Annotated in this window: 16 protein-coding genes and 1 pseudogene; 11 read left to right on the top strand and 6 right to left on the bottom strand. The window is 34.4% G+C overall.

What is annotated here, in order from left to right; genetic code table 11:
- Nucleotides 1–15: 15 nt before the first annotated feature.
- Genes DX009_RS05015 through DX009_RS05005 form a run of 3 tightly spaced genes read right to left on the bottom strand, consistent with a single transcriptional unit; the run spans nucleotide 16 to nucleotide 2,071 of the window.
- Nucleotides 16–588 (bottom strand): anthranilate synthase component II, encoded by a 573-nt coding sequence (locus DX009_RS05015; protein WP_115083221.1) that lies wholly within the window; start codon nucleotides 586–588, stop codon nucleotides 16–18.
- A gap of 20 nt (nucleotides 589–608) precedes the next feature.
- The gene (locus DX009_RS05010) at nucleotides 609–1,256 is read right to left on the bottom strand and encodes a beta/alpha barrel domain-containing protein (protein ID WP_115083220.1); all 648 of its coding nucleotides are present in this window, start codon (nucleotides 1,254–1,256) and stop codon (nucleotides 609–611) included.
- Nucleotides 1,257–1,261: 5 nt separating this feature from the next.
- Nucleotides 1,262–2,071: an indole-3-glycerol phosphate synthase TrpC gene (locus DX009_RS05005; RefSeq protein ID WP_115083219.1), complete on the bottom strand. Its 810-nt coding sequence runs from the start codon at nucleotides 2,069–2,071 to the stop codon at nucleotides 1,262–1,264.
- A 227-nt stretch (nucleotides 2,072–2,298) separates the two neighbouring features.
- Here DX009_RS05005 and rpe point away from each other — a divergent pair, with 227 nt between their 5' ends.
- Nucleotides 2,299–2,961, top strand: coding sequence for a ribulose-phosphate 3-epimerase (gene rpe / locus DX009_RS05000; protein ID WP_115083218.1), 663 nt, complete (start codon nucleotides 2,299–2,301; stop codon nucleotides 2,959–2,961).
- Between the two features lie 179 nt (nucleotides 2,962–3,140).
- Here the strand turns inward: rpe and DX009_RS04995 are convergent, their stop codons facing one another.
- Nucleotides 3,141–3,740 (bottom strand): RNA polymerase sigma factor, encoded by a 600-nt coding sequence (locus DX009_RS04995; protein WP_006044982.1) that lies wholly within the window; start codon nucleotides 3,738–3,740, stop codon nucleotides 3,141–3,143.
- 151 nt (nucleotides 3,741–3,891) lie between these two features.
- The gene (locus tag DX009_RS04990; protein ID WP_245944589.1) at nucleotides 3,892–4,395 is read right to left on the bottom strand and encodes a DUF6359 domain-containing protein; all 504 of its coding nucleotides are present in this window, start codon (nucleotides 4,393–4,395) and stop codon (nucleotides 3,892–3,894) included.
- Nucleotides 4,396–5,320: 925 nt separating this feature from the next.
- Here DX009_RS04990 and DX009_RS04985 point away from each other — a divergent pair.
- From DX009_RS04985 to serB, 5 genes are all read left to right on the top strand, one after another.
- Nucleotides 5,321–6,970 carry a hypothetical protein gene (locus DX009_RS04985; RefSeq protein WP_245944588.1) on the top strand — a complete coding sequence of 550 codons (1,650 nt, stop codon included), beginning with the start codon at nucleotides 5,321–5,323 and terminating at the stop codon, nucleotides 6,968–6,970.
- A gap of 61 nt (nucleotides 6,971–7,031) precedes the next feature.
- Nucleotides 7,032–10,055 carry a choice-of-anchor J domain-containing protein gene (locus tag DX009_RS04980; RefSeq protein ID WP_115083215.1) on the top strand — a complete coding sequence of 1,008 codons (3,024 nt, stop codon included), beginning with the start codon at nucleotides 7,032–7,034 and terminating at the stop codon, nucleotides 10,053–10,055.
- Between the two features lie 217 nt (nucleotides 10,056–10,272).
- A complete protein-coding gene (rfbC, locus tag DX009_RS04975) occupies nucleotides 10,273–10,824 on the top strand; it encodes a dTDP-4-dehydrorhamnose 3,5-epimerase (RefSeq protein WP_006044986.1) in 552 nt (183 codons plus the stop codon).
- A gap of 17 nt (nucleotides 10,825–10,841) precedes the next feature.
- Nucleotides 10,842–11,630 carry a DUF4738 domain-containing protein gene (locus tag DX009_RS04970; protein ID WP_115083214.1) on the top strand — a complete coding sequence of 263 codons (789 nt, stop codon included), beginning with the start codon at nucleotides 10,842–10,844 and terminating at the stop codon, nucleotides 11,628–11,630.
- Nucleotides 11,631–11,696: 66 nt separating this feature from the next.
- Nucleotides 11,697–12,944 carry a phosphoserine phosphatase SerB gene (serB, locus tag DX009_RS04965; RefSeq protein WP_006044988.1) on the top strand — a complete coding sequence of 416 codons (1,248 nt, stop codon included), beginning with the start codon at nucleotides 11,697–11,699 and terminating at the stop codon, nucleotides 12,942–12,944.
- 551 nt (nucleotides 12,945–13,495) lie between these two features.
- On the opposite strand, the gene DX009_RS04960 is transcribed toward serB, so the two are convergent.
- Nucleotides 13,496–14,317 carry a hypothetical protein gene (locus DX009_RS04960; RefSeq protein WP_115083213.1) on the bottom strand — a complete coding sequence of 274 codons (822 nt, stop codon included), beginning with the start codon at nucleotides 14,315–14,317 and terminating at the stop codon, nucleotides 13,496–13,498.
- A 326-nt stretch (nucleotides 14,318–14,643) separates the two neighbouring features.
- Here DX009_RS04960 and DX009_RS04955 point away from each other — a divergent pair, with 326 nt between their 5' ends.
- The 5 genes and pseudogenes from DX009_RS04955 to DX009_RS04930 all read left to right on the top strand — a co-directional run bounded on the left by DX009_RS04955 (nucleotide 14,644) and on the right by DX009_RS04930 (nucleotide 21,566).
- The gene (locus DX009_RS04955; protein ID WP_115083212.1) at nucleotides 14,644–16,617 is read left to right on the top strand and encodes a hemin-binding protein; all 1,974 of its coding nucleotides are present in this window, start codon (nucleotides 14,644–14,646) and stop codon (nucleotides 16,615–16,617) included.
- A gap of 209 nt (nucleotides 16,618–16,826) precedes the next feature.
- Nucleotides 16,827–18,033: pseudogene (locus tag DX009_RS04950) on the top strand (ISL3 family transposase).
- A 770-nt stretch (nucleotides 18,034–18,803) separates the two neighbouring features.
- Entirely contained in the window at nucleotides 18,804–19,565 is a 762-nt protein-coding gene (locus tag DX009_RS04945) for a hypothetical protein (RefSeq protein ID WP_115083211.1), read from the top strand.
- Between the two features lie 57 nt (nucleotides 19,566–19,622).
- On the top strand, nucleotides 19,623–20,201 hold the full coding sequence (locus tag DX009_RS13155) for a hypothetical protein (RefSeq protein WP_146739280.1): 579 nt from the start codon (nucleotides 19,623–19,625) through the stop codon (nucleotides 20,199–20,201).
- Nucleotides 20,202–20,684: 483 nt separating this feature from the next.
- Entirely contained in the window at nucleotides 20,685–21,566 is an 882-nt protein-coding gene (locus DX009_RS04930) for an ISL3 family transposase (RefSeq protein ID WP_115083209.1), read from the top strand.
- Nucleotides 21,567–21,644 lie beyond the last annotated feature (78 nt).

Genomic DNA, 21,644 nt, shown 5'->3' with positions numbered 1-21,644 from the left:
GAAGCGCATTCTGTTTTATATACTCAACCAGTTCTTAACAATATCTTTTCCCAAAGGAGTCAGTACACTTTCAGGGTGGAATTGTATACCATATACATTATACACTCTGTGTTGTAAAGCCATTATAATACCATCGCTGGTTTTTGCTATTACCTTTAATTCTTTGGGAAAGCCATTATTTGATACAATCCAACTATGATATCTACCCACCGACATTTGAGTTGGCAAGTTTTTAAATAGTTCTGATTGGTTATCAACTTCTATCACAGTTTCTATGCCATGAAAAACTTCTGGTAGTTTCTCTATTTTACCACCAAATATTTCAGCAATAGCCTGATGTCCCAAACATACTCCCAATATAGGTTTCGTTTCGGCGTAATGTTTTATTATATTTGGCATTAAGCCTGCTTCTGAAGGAATGCCTGGTCCTGGGCTTAAAACAATTCTATCGTAATTATCTATTTCTTCTAACGAAATATCATCATTATGTTTAACAACAACATCTGTTCCTAATTCTCGCAACAAATGTACTAAGTTATAGGTAAAAGAATCGTAATTGTCTATTATTATACATCTCATTTTCTTCATAGTATAGTTGTCCTTCGGGCTTAGTCTGCCAGAGTTTGTACTGCAACTTTCACATCTGTACAATTATCTATATCAACACCAAGCAACATTGGGTGCTTAAAGTTTTTTATTTGGTCTAAATACTCTTGTTCAACATTCCCAATTATAAAATGAGTATTGCCCTTATATGTTTTAATAGCAGCTAAACCAGCATCTATTTCTCCCAATTTAAATAAGAAATAATCTACAATTCCCTCATACTCCTGCGCAAGTTTCAAATCGTCAACAGACCGAATAAGCAAAGTCTTCATTATTTTTATGCCTGCGTGTATATCAGGGTCAAGTGTCGAACGAAGATTATTTATCATTATGCTGCTCTCTTCTCCGTCTAATTGTACCACATCTAACTTAAAATTTACTACTCGAGTTACTATATTTTGTGGCATATCATCTGCAAATACGCCAAAGCGTTGCAGAGAACTTTCGTTCATAAACCCATTCTTCTCTGTTTCTTTTCCTAAAGCAGCAGCACGACTTCCATAATCAGGAATTATTCCTGCACGAGAAGATATCTGTCTAACAAAGTTAGGACTATTCAAACGAAAGTCAAATCCAATCCAATTTATTCCAAACTCCATTAATTCGCAAACATTCTTTGCATCGCGCGTCCCACAACGTTTTATTATCATATAGCTTAATTCTCTTTTTTTATTCCTTTAATAAATTCACCAAGTGCATAACCTGGATTAGCGGTCTTCATAAATAAGTCGCCTATAATAATTCCTTGAAATCCTACATCTGATAATTCTTTCGCTTTCTCAGGAGTATAAATTCCACCCTCGCTTACTTTTATACAATCTTTTGGTAATAGTTTTGCAAATTCAAACGACTTGTTTACGTCCATATCGAAACTACAAGCAATTCGATTGTTTATTATTATTAAGTCTACATCACACTCAAGGTAATCTATCTCTTCTATCGTATATAGTTTTAATGCAACTTCCATTCCTAATTGATGAGCAAGTGAAGTTAGATATTTACATTGTTCTATACTTAATAATACAGCAGTGAGAACAATGGCAGAAGCTCCTGTATGTTTCGCTTGAAACAGCTGATATTCGTCGATAATATAGTTCTTATATAATAAAGGTAAGGCTATTCCAATAGCACGAGCTTCTTGTACAAACTCATCATATCCGCCAAAATAAACAAAATCGGTGGGAATACTTATAGCTGTGGCGCCATTTTTTTCATAATCTACACCTATATTCCGTATCTTAGCTTCCTTATTTATCCAGCCCAAAGCAGGTGTTTTTCGCACAAATTCTGCTATTACTTTTAGAGACGAACAACCATTAAATACGCCCTTTAACGAATGTACTTTATGTTTTAATGCTCCTTCATACTCTATAATACCATACAATTGCTTTAGCGGAACATATTGTTTCCATTGTTCCAATTCTTTTTCTTTGTTAGCAACAATTGTTTCTAAGATATCTTTCATAATACAAAGTTAGCGAAAAGATTAGAGAATACATAATAAAAAGACAAAGATTGCGTTTCATAAATAAAAGTCATCATTTAATATAGCATAGCCTATGATAGAATTATTTACACAAGAAGAGTTGAAACCCTCAGAAAAAACGTTGAACATTATCCGTCAAATTGCTTATACATATAGAGCAATAAAAGTAAACGGCAAGTTAGAAACTTATTTTCTTAATTAAACAAATGGAAACTTTAGTATCACCATCTTTATTATCGGCTGACTTTCTACACCTATATAAGGATATAGAAATGATTAATAATAGCGAAGCCGATTATATACACATGGATATTATGGACGGAGTATTTGTTCCTAATATTTCTTTTGGATTTCCTATTCTAAAAGCTGTTGGCAAAGCTTGCAAAAAACCTATGGATGTTCATTATATGATTGTACACCCAGAGAACTATATTCAACAAACTGCCGATGCTGGAGCTGCAATTATGAGTGTACACTACGAAACGTGCCCTCACTTACACAGAACTATCCAGCAAATAAAGCAAACTGGAATGAAAGCCGGTGTAGTTATTAATCCTGCTACTCCCGTATCGGTGCTTGAAGATATTATAGTAGAGGTAGATCTTGTTCTTATTATGAGCGTAAATCCAGGTTTCGGAGGACAAGTTTTTATTGAAAATGCAATTAAAAAGGTTGAACGCCTACGTAAACTTATTAACGAAACAGGAAGTAATGCTATTATTGAAGTTGATGGTGGCGTACAAAATAATACAGCACCACGACTTGTTAAAGCAGGAGCCGATATGTTAGTAAGTGGAAGTTACGTATTTAATTCTCCCCACCCTATTGAAACTATTAAAAGTTTAAAAGAATTAAGTAGACGTCCATAACCAATTATTAATATTTTTAAGCCCATTTTTCAATCAGTTTGCTATCTTAAAGAAGAAGTGTATCGGGCTACACAACTAATGTAAGATGGTAGAATAGTGAAAAAGGGGCTTAAAAATCCTGGTATATCTAAGAGGAATATTGATACAATTATATATATGCACTAACTTTTAACGCCTATTTAATACGCTAATTGCAAAAGAACATCATTTTCGCGTACCATTTTCCTAAGATTTAAGATGGCATAACGCATTCTTCCAAGACTTGTGTTTATACTAACACCAGTAGCTTTGGCAATTTCTTTAAAAGACATCTCTTGATAAAAGCGCATAAAAACTACTTCACGCTGAGAAGGAGGAAGATGTTGCATTAATTTTTTTATATCTGCTAAGGTCTGCATATTAACAAATTGGTTTTCAATATTACCAATCTGTATATCTGCACTACCTAAATTCGATAAATCGTTCTCTTTTGTCGGCTCAACAATCTTATCTGTTTTCTGAGCACGATACCAATCCATTATTATATTATGGGCAATACGCATAGCCCAAGCAGAGAATTTTCCACTCGGCTTATAACAACCTTGTTGCAGTTTTGTTATTATCTTCACAAATGTTTCTTGAAAGATATCATCTGCAACATCACGATTCCTAACTACAAAAAGTATGTAGGAAAAAAGTTTAGACTGATTGTGCGACAAAAGCAAGTCGAAAGCTCTATTATTACCATTAATATACAACAAGGCTAATTCCTCATCAGTCATTTCATTAAGATTCTTCATTCTCTAAAATGATTTATATTTAAGTAATGGTGTTCCTATAGGCTTGTAATTTAAATTGTATTCATTGTTTATTCGCTTGCAAATATAATTATTTTTATTTTTTCAAACAAATTATTAATAAGAAAACTATTAATATGTTGTGAAAAATTACTCATCTCACCCATTCATAAGCCTGAATATTGTCTTTCATTCCATAAATTCCAAGATACTTTTCTTTTATTCCTAATATCCGAATGCGCATATTATAATTATTTGGATTAGTTGCTAAGCCCAAATCTTGTTTAAGTTCTTTTGTTTTCAACTTAATAGCAATAACCTTTTCTGTATCGGTTTCACCTGGTTCGTCGGCGAGCAAAATTGCATTATCGGTTGGAAATGGATATTCCCAAACTGCATTCTTTATACTTTTAGTGCAACTTCCAACTATATACCCCTCAACCCAAACAGGAGTTTCTCCAAAATCATTTTTTAGGAAATCTGCAACAGTTCGTATCTCTTCGGTTGTTTCCTCCTTATTTTTCTTTTCGTCCGTTTTTCCATTATCAGTTTCGTGTTCAGTTTCAGAACCAACTCCGTAATTTTCATAAACATTCTTCGTACAACTTATTATAGAAGAACACATTATAATACAAAAGAATAGATAAAATAACCTCATCGTAAATTTATTCTTATATTGTTTAGATTAATGTTATCGTTTTCTATACCAAAAAGATACATATTCCGTTTAAACTTATTCTTAAATTGTATATATCTATTCAGAATAGTATCATTTGATAAGTTTTGATAACAAAAGAAATTTATAAAATTTCTACTATGTCCAGAATATCACTAATCATAATTATACAAATTCGTCAGCAATCTCTTTCTACAGTACGTACAAAAGTACTAATAATATTCAGAGAAATCAACTTCTTCCGATTATTATTTTCAAAAATAAATATTCTTAAGAAGAATGATTTGCTTTTTGCTATAAAAAATATAATTATAATTGAACTGAAACTTAATTATAAAATTATTTTTTTTAATTACATTTTTAAATTTTATAATTAAAAAAATCAACCATAAATAAGCTATTGTTTTTTCTGTTTCCACTAAAGTATTTTTATTATATTAGCTACTCCTGTAGAGATATTCTTTATACATTTATTCCGAAATAACGGGTACACTTATTATATCGTAATAATATATTAATAAGGTGTTATTACACTATCTAAAAGGAAGAGACTGATAAACGAAAAAATACAAAAATTAAAAAAATATAGAAAATGTTTCATTCTATCTCTTTTTTTTCTTATCTTTGCGGCATATTGGAGAAGCATATAAGAACAAGAGGCATAAACTAACTAAAGATAAAGAACAATCTTGACAGTTTTAGTGGAATGGAATAATACATTTCATAGCCAAAAATAAACACAATGCATTTTCTAAAGAGTTAAAAGTTTAGGATAGGACTTAAACGTTTATCCGTTCTAAGACTCATTTCAATTACTATTCTGTAAGCCTGTTAGAGGCATAATACATATTGGTTCGCTAAACCTTATACTATATAATATTAACTTAATTTTTAATTTTAATAGCTTATGATTAAAAGATTATTTTCCAGTGCATTAACAATGGCAATTGTCAGTAGTGTTTTCGCACAGAACAATGCAGTTTGTGCCCGATTAACCGCACCTGCAAAGGAAACTAAAAAAAGTATTTACTATCTCAAACCTGAAGGCGTTCCTTTTGAAGTTACACCTAAAAATGGTAAAATGGCAGGTACAAGTTATCTTTATGTTCCTGGCTATAGCAAAACAAAATTTGTGCCTGTTGTACCAGAAAATACAAAATATTTTTGGCATCAGAATGTTTACGATATGAATGGAAATTGTAGAACATTCGATAGAACAGGAAAAACTAGTAATTTATTCTCAACCGACAACGATGGTAGTTTCAATATTATTACTAGATTTAATGGAGCCGATGCTCTTCCCACTATTGTTTGTGAAACAGATAGTTTTACACTTTCAGAGGAAAATCCACATTGGGGACCATTAGACTACGACCTCCCTGCAGTAATGTATTGGTATCCAAGAATAAAAAGTGGAACCTCATCAGCTATGGATTCCCATATCCGTCCTTTACAATTCACCGACGATAAAGTTAATAACTTCTATCTTGGAGGAATGGATAATGGATATCTTTTCGGTTCTGGTACTATTTCGAACGGAGAATATACGTCACGTGGCGTACAACAAATTTTAGAAAAACCAGTAGCACCACTTTGGGTAGAAGATGTTTTTCTACCAATTATATCTAAAAGTAGCAAGCCATTACCAAATGGGACAGAATTAACAATGCTCATTACCAATGTAGAAACAGATGCACAGGGAAAAAAGAAACCAGGAAGTGAAACAATAGCCGAACTAAAGTGTACATCTGCTGATATAGAGGTGAACGATCCTATTACTGATGCTAATGGAAAAAGTTATAATAAGTTTGCTGCTGTATTTACACATGAAGGAAAAGGATTCTTAATAGATAAAGAATTTGCTGTTATTGTGCGTGGTTTCGACCAACCAGGTGTAGATATGGGACTATCTGGTGCAGGAATACCTTATTATAATAAGGTATTAAGTCCAGCAATTTGCCTAATAAAAACTAAAGATGGCAAAAATAAAGCTGCAAACATTTATGCCGATAATAATATAGCACTAAGTGTTACATTCTCTGCAAAATTCGATTATGCCAATGGATATGTAGATGCAGGCATTGAAACTTCTTATAATTATGGGCTTGTTTTGATGAATAATGAAGGAACAGAAGGACAAACCACATGTACGCAAGGGCTTGTTTTTCCTGGTGCTGTTGCGCAGTTAAATGGAATGTGGTACGATGACAATAAAAAAGAAGAATATACATTGTCTGGAATAGATAGTTGGATAAAGAGTTACACTATAGATGAAGAAAGTTATCGCGAATATGGTTTAACTGTAATTAAATTTACTTGTGATCCACTTCCTTCTAATGTAGCTGGACGTAAATGTGATATTTTAATTCATGGTAAAGGCGTAGTATCAGATAAACCTATTACAGTTGTACAAGGAGATGTTACTGCTGCAATTAATAATGTTCATTCATCTAATACAATAAAAGAAGGTCCTAATTACAATATTGCAGGACAACGTGTAGGAAAAGACTATAAAGGTATTATTATTAAGAATGGTAAAAAACAATTCAATAAGTAATTGAACATATACCGCAAAAGTATATAGATAACAATTAATTAAACAACATAAAACATATCTTATGAAGAAAAGAATTTATGCTTTAATTCTTGGAGGTATATTTGCATTTGCAGGATGTCCTCTTACAAGTATAGCCCAAACAGCATCAACAGCAGAACCAACTACTGTAACAAAAGGTAAACCATATAAAGAAAATTGGGCAAACACCAAAGTAATTCTAAAAAAGAAAATTTGGACAGTAGAAGATAAAAATAACGACAACAATACATGGGAGGATTTAGATGCAGGAGCTCCAGCATATAATGGAGCAAATGCAACAGTAAATGCAGACGATTGGCTTGTATCGCCACCTTTACATTTAATAGCTGGACAAACTTATGCACTTGAAGCAGGAGCAGTTGTGGGAGGACATTCTGGAACTGGCCAAAGAATGAATATAGCTTATGGTACTGGCGACGATCCTACAACATATAACGAGATAGTTCCAACTACACCAATTTCGGGAACAGCCTTCGGAACACCTACAACTATAAAAACAACATTCACACCTACAGAGACAGGCGATTATCGTATAGGGTTCCATGCTGTAAGCGATAGACCTGGATATATTATTATGCGACCAGTAAAAGTTGAAGAAGCGGCTGAAACTTCTGGAACGCCAATTGCTATTTCAGACCTAAAGTTAGAAACAGGGCAAAATGGCGAACAAATGGTTAAAGTTTCATTCACAACTCCAACAAAAGATATAATGGGACGAGACTTAACTTCTATTACTTCTGCAACAATATATCGTGATGGTTCTGTAACACCTATTTATAAAATAGATAATCCCGGTATTGGGCAGAGTATAGAATGGACTGATAATAATGTAGCTATTGGGCAACATTCATACGAAGTATACACTTATGTTGGCGATTTAAAGAGTGCCAAAGCTGAAGCGAAAATTTATGTTGGTAGCGAACTTGTGCCTGGTAAAGTTAAGAATGTAATTGCATACGATAATCTTAATGGGACAATTACATTAAAATGGGACCCTGTAAAAGTCGGAGCTAATGGAGGTTACATAGATCCTACTACTATTAAGTACGGTATTTTTGAGGGTATCTACGAAACACCTATTGCAGAAGATATTACTGGAACTGAGGTTACAATTAAAGATATCCCTACAAATGGAACACAAGGTAGCAAATTCTACCAAATAGTAGCATATACAGATACAGAACATGTTGGAGATGGCGGTTTTGCAGACCCATTTTTCTATGGAACACCATACGATTTTCCTTTCCATGAATCATGGCCTTATGGAACTTGGGAAAAAGGTCCATGGAGCGCTAGCTATAATGATACAAAGAAACATTTCAAAATCTCTAGAGATATATCTGCAGATGATGATGAAGGTTCGTTATTATTCACACCAGAAAGATCTGGCGATGCAGCTACAATAGTAGGACCAAAGATGGATTTAGGTAAAGCTAAAAATCCACGCATTTCATTCCAATTCTATGCCTATCCTGGTAGTAAGAGTAAACTACAAGTGTTCTTAGATGTAAATGGCCAATACAGGAAACTTGCTTCAGAAATAGATTATTCTACATTAACAGGAAATGTAGGTTGGCGTACTGTGAATGTAGATTGTGCCGATGCTGCTTTCAAAAAAGAAAATGGTTATGGCCGTGTTCTCATTCACGCTATCTCTGATGGAGAAAATATTATAGTAGATGACGTTAATGTTAACGATGCAATTAATTATAATGTTATAACAAACATCAACACTCCTCTTCATGCACAAGGTGGTGAACAAGCAGAAATTGTTGTTCATGTTCGCAATATAGGTTTAAAAGACGCAGAAGGCTTCCAAGTTAAACTCCACTCAAATAATGGTACGGAAATAGCTACAGAAAGTGGAACAATAGCTCCAGGAGAAACTCAGGAATATACATTCCATTATGTTGTTCCTTTTGATAATAAAGAGTTCCAGGTTTGGGCTGAATCAGATTGGGCAGCTGATGAAAATCAAACTAATAATATTTCAGAGAAGAAAACAATTAAAGTTGTTACTGCTCCATATCCTGCAATAAACAATCTTAAAGCTAGTAAAAATGCTGATAAGGTTAAACTTGAATGGACAGCTCCTGTAGTAGAGAACTGTGTTATTACAGAAAGTTTTGAAACCTATGCACCATTCCTTATTGACGAAATAAATCCATGGACACTTTACGATGCTGATAAATGTCGCACAAATACTTTTGGTGGAATTACATTCCCTGGCAATGGACTTCCTTTTGCATACACTGTATTCAACTGTGATGGCACTACACATGGAATGGACGATGCAACAACCCAGATGTTTAAAGAGCGTTTTAATGGTCATAATAGTGCACAATCAATGATGAGCTTTGGAAATGTAGGCGATGCAACAAGTGGAAATAACGATTGGATTATATCTCCAGAACTTTCAGGTAAGGCACAAACAATAAGTTTCTTCACAAAAGCACCACAATGCGATTACGCAAATTACGGACCAGAAGATTTTTATGTGGCTTATTCTACAAGTGGTAAAGATGTTAATGACTTCAAGAAGATATACACAGATAATGCTGCAGACAATATTAATTGGAAGAAGATTTCCGTAAATTTGCCTGAAGGTACAAAATACTTTGCTATTGTTCATACATCAACAGTACCACAATCTTCTTATGGATTTGAACCAGCAGGTCTTCTAATAGACGATATTACATACGAAAGTGCTCCATTACAGATTATTGGCTACAATATTTATCGCAATAATAAACTTATTGCTAACAATAATAATGCAAATGAAGTTACAGCATTTGATACAGACGGAACGGATAGCGATAATTATTATGTGATTACATTATATAATGTAGGCAACTCTAGTCCATCTAATGTTGCATCTATTACACCAACCGCAATAAATAATATTTCATTAGAAAACTCTACTGAAAAGACTACATCTATATATACTACATCAGGTGTTCGGGTTGGGAATAATATATCAATACTCCCTGCAGGACTCTACATTGTAAAACAAGGAAATAAAATACATAAAGTTATTGTAAAATAAATAAGAATAGATGGTACCCGTGTTTACGAGGTAGATGAACAGAGAAGTATTAAAAACTTCAATATTTAACTCATAAAATTAAATCGGTTTGATTTCTCTTATTGAATATCAAACCGATTTTTAATTGAAACAAGAAAACGTTAATAAACAAATGTTATGCTAACAATCCAATATCTTTTCGTAACTTTGCAATACAAAAAACTATTATAAGAACTATATGGAATATAAGAAGACCAATATTGAAGGTGTTTGGATTATAGAGCCAAAAGTGTTTAACGACAATCGTGGTTACTTTTACGAGGTTTGGAAACAAGCAGATTTTGATGAACATATTGGATATCATGTAGAATTTATTCAAGACAATGAATCAAAATCGAGTTTTGGTGTACTTCGTGGACTCCATTATCAAAGAGGTGAATATTCACAAGCTAAACTAGTACGCGTATTAAAAGGGAAAGTACTTGATGTGGCTGTAGACTTACGAAAAGATTCTCCTACACTTGGTAAATATGCAATGGTAGAATTATCGGAAGAGAATAAACGCCAGTTCTTTATTCCACGTGGTTTTGCACATGGATTTCTTGTATTATCAGATGAAGCAATATTCACTTATAAAGTAGACAATCTTTATGCACCACAAAGCGAAGTAAGTCTTCGTTGGAATGACGAAACAGTAGGAATAGACTGGCCTATTGATATAAAAGATATTGTTATTTCCGATAAAGATTTAAATCGAGCTGTTGCTTGGAATAAAATAGACCTCTTTTAAAAGTTAACAAAACGCTAATGAAACATATTAGTTTCTGCTTATTCTTCCTTTCTTTGTTTTTCGTAGGTTGTTTTAATAAAACAAAGCAAGGAGACTCTGTTGTTGAAGATGTAAAAGCAAAAGAACTTTTCCAAGGTCTTTGGGTATCTGATGACAATGGCGAGCCTGCTTTATTGGCAAAAGGTGATAGTGTATTTTTTCCAGATTCTGGTAGCATACCTGTACGCTTTTGGATATATAAAGATTCTTTTTACCTAAAAGGTCAAAGTAAGAATGGATATAAAATAAAAAAGCAATCGGAGAACTTATTTTCCTTTATTAATAATAATGGCGAAGAAGTGCGTCTTGTTAAGAGTGGAGATAAAAATCTTAGAGCATCATTCAGCTATCATGTATATGCTATGAATACATTTCAGCATATAGCATCTGATACGGTGGTGCGAACAGACCTAGGCTATTTCAATATAAAAATATCAGTTGAGACAACATCAGATAAAGTGATAAAGTCTACCTATAATGAAAGTGGAATAGAAGTAGACAATGCTTATCTTGATAATGTTGCTTCAGTGGTAATTTCAAATCAAAAGAAACTAGTCTACACACATGACTTTAGAAAGCAGGAATTTGCGTCGATTATTGATAAAACTTTTTTGGATAAAAGTATTCTACGCAGATTCGAATTTAATCATTCCGATGCTAAAGCATTATATTTTGATGCTATTATTGGCATTCCTGACGCCTCAACAAGCTATGTTATCGCTATTAAAATAACAATAGATGGTAAGTTATCTATGAAAATGAGGTAGATAAATGCTTAATAAAATGAGATGAATTTTAAGCCAGTACCAGTTCCTATATAAAATATATCAATTATGAAAAGTAAAGAAAACATTCAGGAAGAACAAATTTTAGTTCGAGTTACAGGACAAGATAGACCTGGACTCACAGCATCGATAATGGGAATATTGGCAAAGTACGATGCACGTATTCTTGATATTGGTCAGGCAGATATCCATGCCACACTCTCTCTTGGAATTCTAATACGAACAAACGAAGACAATTCGGGTAAGGTTATGAAAGATTTGCTTTTTAAAGCTACCGAATTGGGAGTAAACATTGGCTTCTCTCCTATTACAGACGATGAATACGAAAATTGGGTAAACCAACAAGGGAAGAACAGATATATCTTAACTATTATAGGGCGTTCACTTTCTGCTGAGAATATAGAAGCTACTACAAGAGTAATTGCTGTTCAAGGTATGAATATCGACTCTATTGTGCGTCTTACTGGTCGCCAAAGCATAAAGAGAGAAAGTCATAACGTTCGTGCTTGTATAGAGTTTTCTCTTCGTGGAACACCAAACGATTATGTTCAGATGCAAGCTGATTTAATGAAAATGAGCCAGGAACAAGGCATCGACTTCTCTTTGCAGAAAGACAATATGTATAGACGTATGCGCCGTCTTATATGTTTCGATATGGATTCTACCCTTATTCAAACAGAATGTATTGACGAGCTGGCTAAAAGAGCAGGAGTAGGCGACGAAGTAAAGAAGATTACAGAACGTGCGATGCGTGGAGAAATAGACTTTAAAGAAAGTTTTAAAGAACGTGTTGCACTCCTTAAAGGACTTGATGCGAGTGTTATGCAAGATATCGCAGAAAACTTCCCTATTACCGAAGGGGTAGATCGCTTAATGATGGTTTTAAAGAACTGTGGTTATAAAATCGCTATTCTTAGTGGAGGATTCACATTCTTTGGTGAATTTTTGCAACGAAGGTATAATATTGATTATGTCTATGCCAACGAATTAGAGATAGACGAAAACAATAAACTAACAGGAAACTTTGTAGGCGATATAGTAGATGGGCGCAGAAAGGCTGAACTACTAAAGCTTATAGCACAGGTAGAAAAGGTAAACTTAGAGCAAACTATTGCTGTGGGCGATGGAGCTAACGACTTACCAATGCTTGCAGAAGCAGGATTAGGAATTGCATTCCACGCAAAGCCACGTGTAAGAGAGAATGCTGAACAAAATATTAGTACAATTGGTCTTGATGGTGTTCTTTATTTCTTAGGCTTTAAAGATAGCTATTTAGGAGAAGCCGGCAAATTGTAACGACATTCTAAATCGATAATAGAAACCAAATACTATAACAAAAGAAGGTGCGTTTGTGTACATTTATATTCTCTGTAATATTCAACCATTTACCACCTTTTATAATAAACAAATAGCCCTTAGATATTTTGTAGTATCTAAAGGCTATTGTTATATAATTGATGTGATTGGCATCAGAATTCTTAACTCTTACATTATTTAGAATCTTCACCTAAATGAATATGAATCAACATTTATTATGTATAGCGATACAAAACATAGGTTATAGTTTTTTATGATATCTAATTTGCAACTGACAGATATCTAAGACTGGTATGGCAGATATCTAAAACACAAATGATAGATATCTAAGACAAAAGTAACTACATTTAGCCGCCTTTTCTAAATATCTAAGATTTCCTGTCTGAAAGATAAATAACTAGTAGATGTAGCTTATAAATCTCCACCTATCACCTATTCAATAATATTAGCGATGGTATACGCTGATAAATTACAAAGTCTCATTTAGAAAAACCAAAAGAGACTTTGTAAATATGCTATGAGAAACTTTCTTATCTCGCACGTAATCCATCTATAGTCTTTGCTGAATTTAACGAATTATAATTCCTTGTAGCATTACCAAAGACATAGTTTCCTATATTATTAGTCGTAGTATAAGCTTTCAATATCTTTGCCTTTGCATTGTTAGTAGCTTGTCGAGCTAAATCAATATAGAATTCGTCGGTTGTGTTTGTGCTAACTCCATAACCAAAGAATGTATCATAACCTTTCTGAGATTCATACCCAAGATGGAATCCCTTCTGGTTCGATTTAGCATCCATTCTGAATATTGTCCCAGACTTAGTATATTTAATATAAATATCACCATTTTTATCTATGTACCAAGAAAAGTCTAACGTCTGAGTTGATCCATCGTTTGCAGTATCAATCTCTGTTCCATGTCCCGACAGTGATTTCTTTGAACTTTCATATTGGAAGAACTTCATATTAGCATGGAAAGTTTGTGAAAGTCGTTGTCCATTTTCATCAAAAGCAATAGTCATATTTCCAGCCCATTCTCCAGAAAGCATCTGAACTTCATTTAATAAAGGATCATTGTTTGATGGATTATAATTATCCACATAATCATAATTTACAGCATCCATAAAGTCTGCAAGTTCAACAGCTGTAGCCATCGGGTAATAGTACAAAAACCATTCTCTCGTAGTATAATAATCTGTACCACCGGGATATGCACGCCAATAGTTTTGAACAGCTTCCGTTACAAGGCTACTATAAGGAGGATAATAATCGTCTTCTGTATCGCAACTTGTAAAACCCATAGGGAGAGCTATAAGTGCAAGTACCATCAAGAATTTTGTAATCTGTCTCATAATCAATAGTCTCTTATATCTTATTCTTATTAATACCGCAAAATTAACACAATACAACAAACGAACGGATCACAATATCTCTACTTTACAATAGGGAAATCCCTAAAAAGAAATATTATAGTGCAGAATTGAATGCTTTTAAGAAAAAAAAATCAATATAAGTATATATATTCAAAATAAGTATGTATATTTGTACACATAATTCAATATCAATTTAAAACGAGACCAATCTGTAAACGATTCTTTTTGTTTTGTAGCATACAAACGTAATTTAATCTAATAGTGCCGTACTTTTAAGTCGGTCATTAACTTAAACTTCTGCGAATATGAAAAAATTTTTTACTTTAACCGTAGCATTTGTACTGAGCTTCTCAGCCTATGCACAAACGAGTGTATTCCAGCGAGACCTAAATAAAAGAGGTTACGCAAAGTTAACAACCACACAGGCATCAACCACAAACAAGGTAGTAGCAAATAAAATAGAGCCTACTGCCAACCAAGTATGGTGGGGATATCAACCAGAAAACGAAGAACGTAGTTCTGTTGGTGTTTCTAAAAAAGAGACATACGATGCTGCTATTTTTGTGGATCCAAGCAATTCTATAATTGTTGGAAAAACTATCAAAGCTATTCGTTTTTATCTCCGCGATAAAGCACATACAAACAATGTAAAGGTTTGGGTTTCAAAAAGCTTGCCCAGTGATATTAATAATGCAGACTATGTACAGAATGTAGATCAAGCAGAACTCAATGCAGGCGATGAAAGTGAAGATATACAGGGAAAAGTGAACGATGTAGCATTAAATACTCCATACGTTGTTGGATCTAACGGTGTATATATAGGTTATACTCTTACCGTTACTGATGCTTCCGAAGCCACAACAAAGTTTCCTATTGTAGATCATAGTGGTTCAGACCTTAATGGTTTTTTTATACGTTCTTCTGAAACAGCAACAGAGTGGACAAATTTAGCAGAAGAAGGATTCGGACAATTGGCATTAGAAATTCTTGTAGAAGGTGAATTTGCTCAAAACTCTGTTACTCCAACCTCTTTACAAAACATTGTTGTTGTGAAGAATACAACAGGAAAAAGTAAACTCGTTCTATTCAATGGTGGCAGAGATGGAATAAATAGTATCGACTATACAATAACAACCAATGGGGTTGTAGGGGCAGAACAACATGCAAAGGTTAATCCTCCTGTTAAAACTATGGGTGCATCGTGCACTGCGAGCTTACCACTTCAGGCTGACAATAACATAGGAGTTTCTGAGAAAGTTATTACTATAACAAAGGTAAACGGCAAGGCTAATGAAGCTGAAAAAAAGTCGGTAAATTGTAAATTAACTACCGTAGATAAACAGGTAAAGAGAAATGTCGTTGTAGAAGAAAATACAGGAACGGGCTGTGGTTGGTGTCCACGTGGTTGGGCTGGAATGAAGAAATTGCGCGATAAATTTACAGACAGTTTTGTTGGTATAGCAATACACCAATACAACGAATCTGATGTTATGTACTGCAGGAATTATGCGATACTTGATTTTGGTGGAGCTCCAACCTGTAGAATAAATCGCAACGATGTTATAGACCCATTCTATGGTTCTAACGATGAAGATATTAGTTTCGACTACGAACAAGAGTTAAAAAAAATAGCGACAGTTGGTGTATCGGTAACAGGAACACTTAATACTGATAAAACAGAAGTAACAGCAACTACCACCATTGAACCTTTAGTAAATGGGACATACGAAATAGTATATGCGCTTATCGGTGATGGACTTACTGGAACAGAAAATTCTTGGAAACAGAGTAACAACTATTACAAATATTCTCCCGAAAATGTTTCAAACGATTCATATCTATCTCCTTTCTGTAAGGGCGGTGAATATGGTAATAGTAAGGTAACGTTAGTTTTTGATGATGTTTTACTTGCTAGTTCTTATGGTTCAGACCATAAAAACAATGCAAAACTTGAAGAACTTAAGGCTAACCAAGTGGTTACTAATACTTATACTCTTAAATTGCCAAACAAAAACCTTTTGAAAGAAGCTATTGCAAGAGCAGGTTACAATAAACTTGCTGTAGTCGCTATGATAATTAATAATGAAGGTAAGATTGATAATGCTGCAAAGTTCTATTTATCAGATCCTGCTGGAATTGGTGGTATTTCTGAGAATAAGGGCGAGCTCAAAGAAATTGCACGTTATACAATTGATGGACGTAAAATTAACAGTCCTCAACGTGGCATTAATATTGTAAAATTATCTAATGGCTCTATTATAAAGGTATTGGTTAAATAGAAAAGTACAGAATATCTTAAGACTTTTAAAGAATAGGAGAAAGGTCCTTGTCGTAATTGCGATTAGGACCTTTTTCGTAAAAGTATGTAAAATTCCCCTCTTCCTATAAGAAATACTTTTGGTTCTTCCGTTAAATGGATAGATATATCTCATAAGTTATATAAAAAAGCTGGTATTATGTATCTTTGTAGTGACCAAACTTCAAGAATATGAATACCAGCATAATGCAAAATGCCTTAGGCGTCTTCCAACAAGACTGTCAGAATCTGCGCTACGAAGATAATAACTTAGTTTTAGAAATCCAAACTCCAAAGGAAAAACTTTGTTGTCCTGTATGTGGAAGTCATAATATCAATCGTAGCGGCAGCCATATTCGTCGCTTTGTAAGTGTTCCAATTGGTCTGAGCAAGACCTATCTGGACATGCGTGTACATCGTATTCAATGTCACGACTGCGGCTGTATTAAACAAGAAAACATCGACTTTGCGAAAGGAAAACGTCGGCACACTATAGCTTTTGCAAATATGGTGCTTAATCTGTCTCGCTTTGCAACAATTCAAGATATATTTTGGTTCCTACAGGTATCCTGGAATGTAGTACGTAATATACAGATGGAATTTCTACAGTCAAAATACTATAACCCAGACCTTTCCATGTTAAGACGTATTTCCATTGATGAGTTCGCCACTCATAAAGGGCATGTATACAAGACCATAGTTGTAGATTTGGATAATGGTCATATTGTTTATGTCGGTGATGGCAATGGCAAGAATGCTCTTGATGGATTTTGGGAACGGCTCGGCAAAAACAAAGAACATATACAAGCAGTATGTACAGACCTTTCTGCAGCATATACAAGGGCTGTAAGTGAACACCTTCCCAATACTGCACTTGTAGTAGACCACTTTCATGTAACCAAGCTTATGAACGAAAAACTGGACTTGCTAAGAGGACAGTTATGGCATGTGGAAAAGGACGTCAACAAGCGTAAAGTAATCAAAGGAACACGTTGGTTGTTACTCAGAAATGGAAATAATATTTTTGATTATGCACACAGAAATAGACTGGAGAAATGCCCTAAGCCTAAACCGTCCGCTGATGATTGCCTATTATCTCAAAGAAGATCTTAAGGAAATATGGAATCAGTGTAGTAAGCAAAAAGCTAAAGATGTGTTGGATGAATGGGTAAAGCAAGCTATAGAATCTAAAATACAGCCATTGGTGAAAATGGCTTCAACTATTAGAGCATACAAGACATACATATTAGCATGGTATGACCATTATATAACAAATGGAACAATTGAAGGCATTAACAATAAAATAAAGGTTCTGAAAAGACAGATATATGGATTCAGAAATGAGGAATACTTCACATTAAGGCTATATGCATTGCATGATAGGCGTCTACGCATTTAACGGAAGAACCAACTATATACTAACAAAACACTGTTAATATTAGCCCTCATCCTTTCATTTAGAGTCTTCTATTGCCCTCTATAAACTAAACATCACTATATCAACTTTTAGGTAAAACTATTTTTCCTGTCATATCTGTCACATCTTATATACTCATAACCCTTTTATCGTCAATAAAATACGACAAATGTTAAAAGTGACAGCAACATACATTTAAACTAAATGTGGTGTTATTCACATATAAACATCTCAAAATAACAAGATATTGATATAATGATAAAAAGCAGATACAAATAATTTCACTAAGAATGTATTTTCTTGAAGGAATAAAACATTTTATAAGAAAAATTATCTATCTTTGTATCCGAATTCCAGTGTACCTATATAAAAGTGTACACTATAAAGAGTTCTATCTTTTAAAAGAGCGTTTGAAATCATCTTCTGCACGTAATCTGGACAATTACATTCACCGAGGATGGCGGCAATACGCTCATGCTTGGGATTATTGTACCCTTTTCCAAAGGGAATGATATACCTCAATGCGTGGGCTATTGTTTGTTATTCGGTGAAAAGCAGTCCAGAGCTTCGTGTAGAATAACATTCAATAGTTCCCACGCTTTTTCATTTTAAAATTTAATTTAGAAACACATACTTCTGGGAAACAGTCTGTGTACTATTAGACAACTATTTACATTTTAAAAATGTATCTAGTATATTAAAACCTATAATAATATTTTCGACTATTAATTATACATTAAAAAGTATTTCTTATGGAAAAAACAACAGGAGTAGACTTATACAATAAAGTACTGAGTCTATCTATGCAAAACCCTAGTATGAAAGTTAACAGAGAAGAGTTTCTAAACAACGTTTTCTCCGATTTTTGCACAGAACAAGAATTGGAACAAATCATCAAAGAAAATCCACGTACTGTATTAGACTTAGAATTAATAGATGCTGTCGCAGATAATGTGATATCCACATCACGATACAAGGTTTCTATTATCTCAACTTTAACTGGTATCCCAGGAAATCCTATTGCCGCGACAGGACTAGGCATCGCAGATTTAGCACAATATTATGGGTTTTGTATAAATCTTTGTCAAAAGTTAGCTTATCTATATGGCTACCCAGATTTTCAAAAAGATGGAGAATTAAACCCAAACAGTCTAAATATAATAACTCCAATGCTCGGAGTAATGTTTGGGGTAAATGCAGCTTCAAAAGTTTTAGCCGATATGACAAAAAAAATAGCTATACAGGTTGCAAAAAGAATTCCTGTTATAACATTTGGTCACGCTGCATGGTATATGCTTATAAAACAAATATCAAAATGGATTGGTATACGTATGTCAAAGCAATTATTGGCTAAATCGGTTTCAAAAGCTCTCCCAGTTATAGGTGGATTGGTATCAGGTGGGCTGTCCTACGCAACATTTGGTCCAATGGCAAAGAAACTTGCTAAAGATTTAAGACTCCATAGTAAAGTATTCAAGAATACAAAAGATACTATTAAGGAAAACAACGACTGAGTCTAAAACAAAGAACAGTACTTCAGAAAACTATTTCTAAAACATAAAAATATCATTATGAACAAATCTTTCAAGAAACGTACTATTATTTTTTTAAGCTTATTGTTATTATGCAACTACAATGCTATTTGTGAAACGAGAACAAGGGGGTACTCCAAAGCATCAAATATAGAAGAAATGATCACACATTCATCTTCTCAGTTCATAACATTGAGTAATTCAAATTATCAGCGTCCGAAAACAAATACGACATTAGTAGGTCACACATTCCAATTTATGTTTGGCTCAGAAACAGATCCCAAATTAGCATGTTTTGATAATGAGGCTTTCTCCTTAAAACTTTCATTTAATCTACAATTTATTTCTGCTACAAAAGTAAAGGTATACATTAGACCTATTATGAAGAAAAATAAAATTACTGCCTATATTGGAGGTGATGCATATTCATCAACCTTTGAGAGTGCTTACAGAAATATGCTCGAAGAATGTAAAATGAGAGATGAGACTGTTACTTATACATATAACAATGGTATTGTAAAATTTAAATCTTCCGTTTTAGGGAATCGTTCCTTGAAAATATCCAATAATGGAAAGTCATTAATAGAAGATAAATTCGCTTTTAATAAAATAAAGTAAAACAATACTTATTATTGCTTCAAAAGAAAAGACAGCACCATTTGAGTAATCATTTGGTGCTTTTTATTTTATATTTCTGGTTCTGCGGGATTTAGTGTGAATTAACATACCGTATCCCGCATTAAGCGGCACGAAATTCGTATCTTTGTAGTCAGTATGATGACAACCGAAGATATATTATCCAAGCTGCTGCTCCACAACAACAATGATTGGGAGATTGAGAATGTGACCTGTGATGACTCCACCGAAGAGATACATATCATGCTCAAATATCGCTATGACACCATCAAGGTTGAAAAGAAAGAATTCCCTATATTTGACTTCCGTCATAAACGGAGTTGGCGGCATTTAGATATGTGGCACAGTACAAGACCATCCTTGAGGCTCGTATTCCTCGTTACCATGATGGCGAAGAGGTCAAGAGTGTCGCTGTCCCCTGGGCATTACCAAACTCCCGGCTGTCTTGGCTGATGAAAAAAAACGATAGAAACGCTCCTCTCCACCAAAAATCAGACAAAGACTGCACGTCTTCTCAGCCTTACTTTCGAGCAGGTACATGGCGTTATGCTTCGCGCCGTTGAACGAGGTTTGGATAAGCGTGACAAGACTCGTATCTACAAGCATGTGTGCATAGATGAGAAGTCTATCCGCCGTGGTCATGAGTATGTCAGCATGCTCTATGATGGAGATACCGGTCATGTTATCGAAGTAGAAGCAGGCCGAAGCGCCAAAAGCATTGATAATCTGTGCACTAAAGCGCTCACAGAGAAACAGCGCAATTCGGTTGAAACGGTATGTACAGACATGTGGGAGCCTTTCATTGATGGCGCTGTGAAGTATTTCCCCAATGCCAGCCACTGTCATGACTTGTACCACTGCGTTACCTATTTGAACGATGCCGTCGACAAGGTGCGCAAGCGTGAGGTTAAGGAGATCAAGGAACTGCGCAGTACCAAGTATCTTTGGCTCAAGGACAAGTCCAAATACACTCCCAACGACCGTCGGAGATTTGATATGCTGGAGAATGCCGAGTATCAGGTCTCGCAAGCTTGGAAAGTCAAAGAACTCTTTCGTGATCTCCTTCGCCTTAACTATCATGGAGATGTGGAGGCTTATGGTATGTTGGGAGACTGGATGGCAGATGTCTTGCTGTACAACATTGAAGAGATCAACGGTGTTGTCTTTATGTTCAAGAGACACCTCAAAGGCATCATTAGAGTCATGGTTACTGGCGCCAACAACGGCAAAGCTGAGAGAACCAACGGATCGATTCAAGAAATCAAAACCATCGGCAGAGGATATGGTACTGCCGAACGCTATCGGATAGCGATTCTATTCTTCTATGGTGGGCTAGACATATGTTAACTCACACTAATTACAGTAGAACCAAAATAAAGAAACACGGTAAACATATTTTGCTTACCGTGTTTCTTTATTTTATAT

It is taken from the genome of Prevotella pallens (assembly GCF_900454935.1).
GTDB lineage: Bacteria > Bacteroidota > Bacteroidia > Bacteroidales > Bacteroidaceae > Prevotella > Prevotella pallens.
Note: the sequence above shows the minus strand (reverse complement) of the source record. Positions and strands in the feature narration are given on the sequence as shown.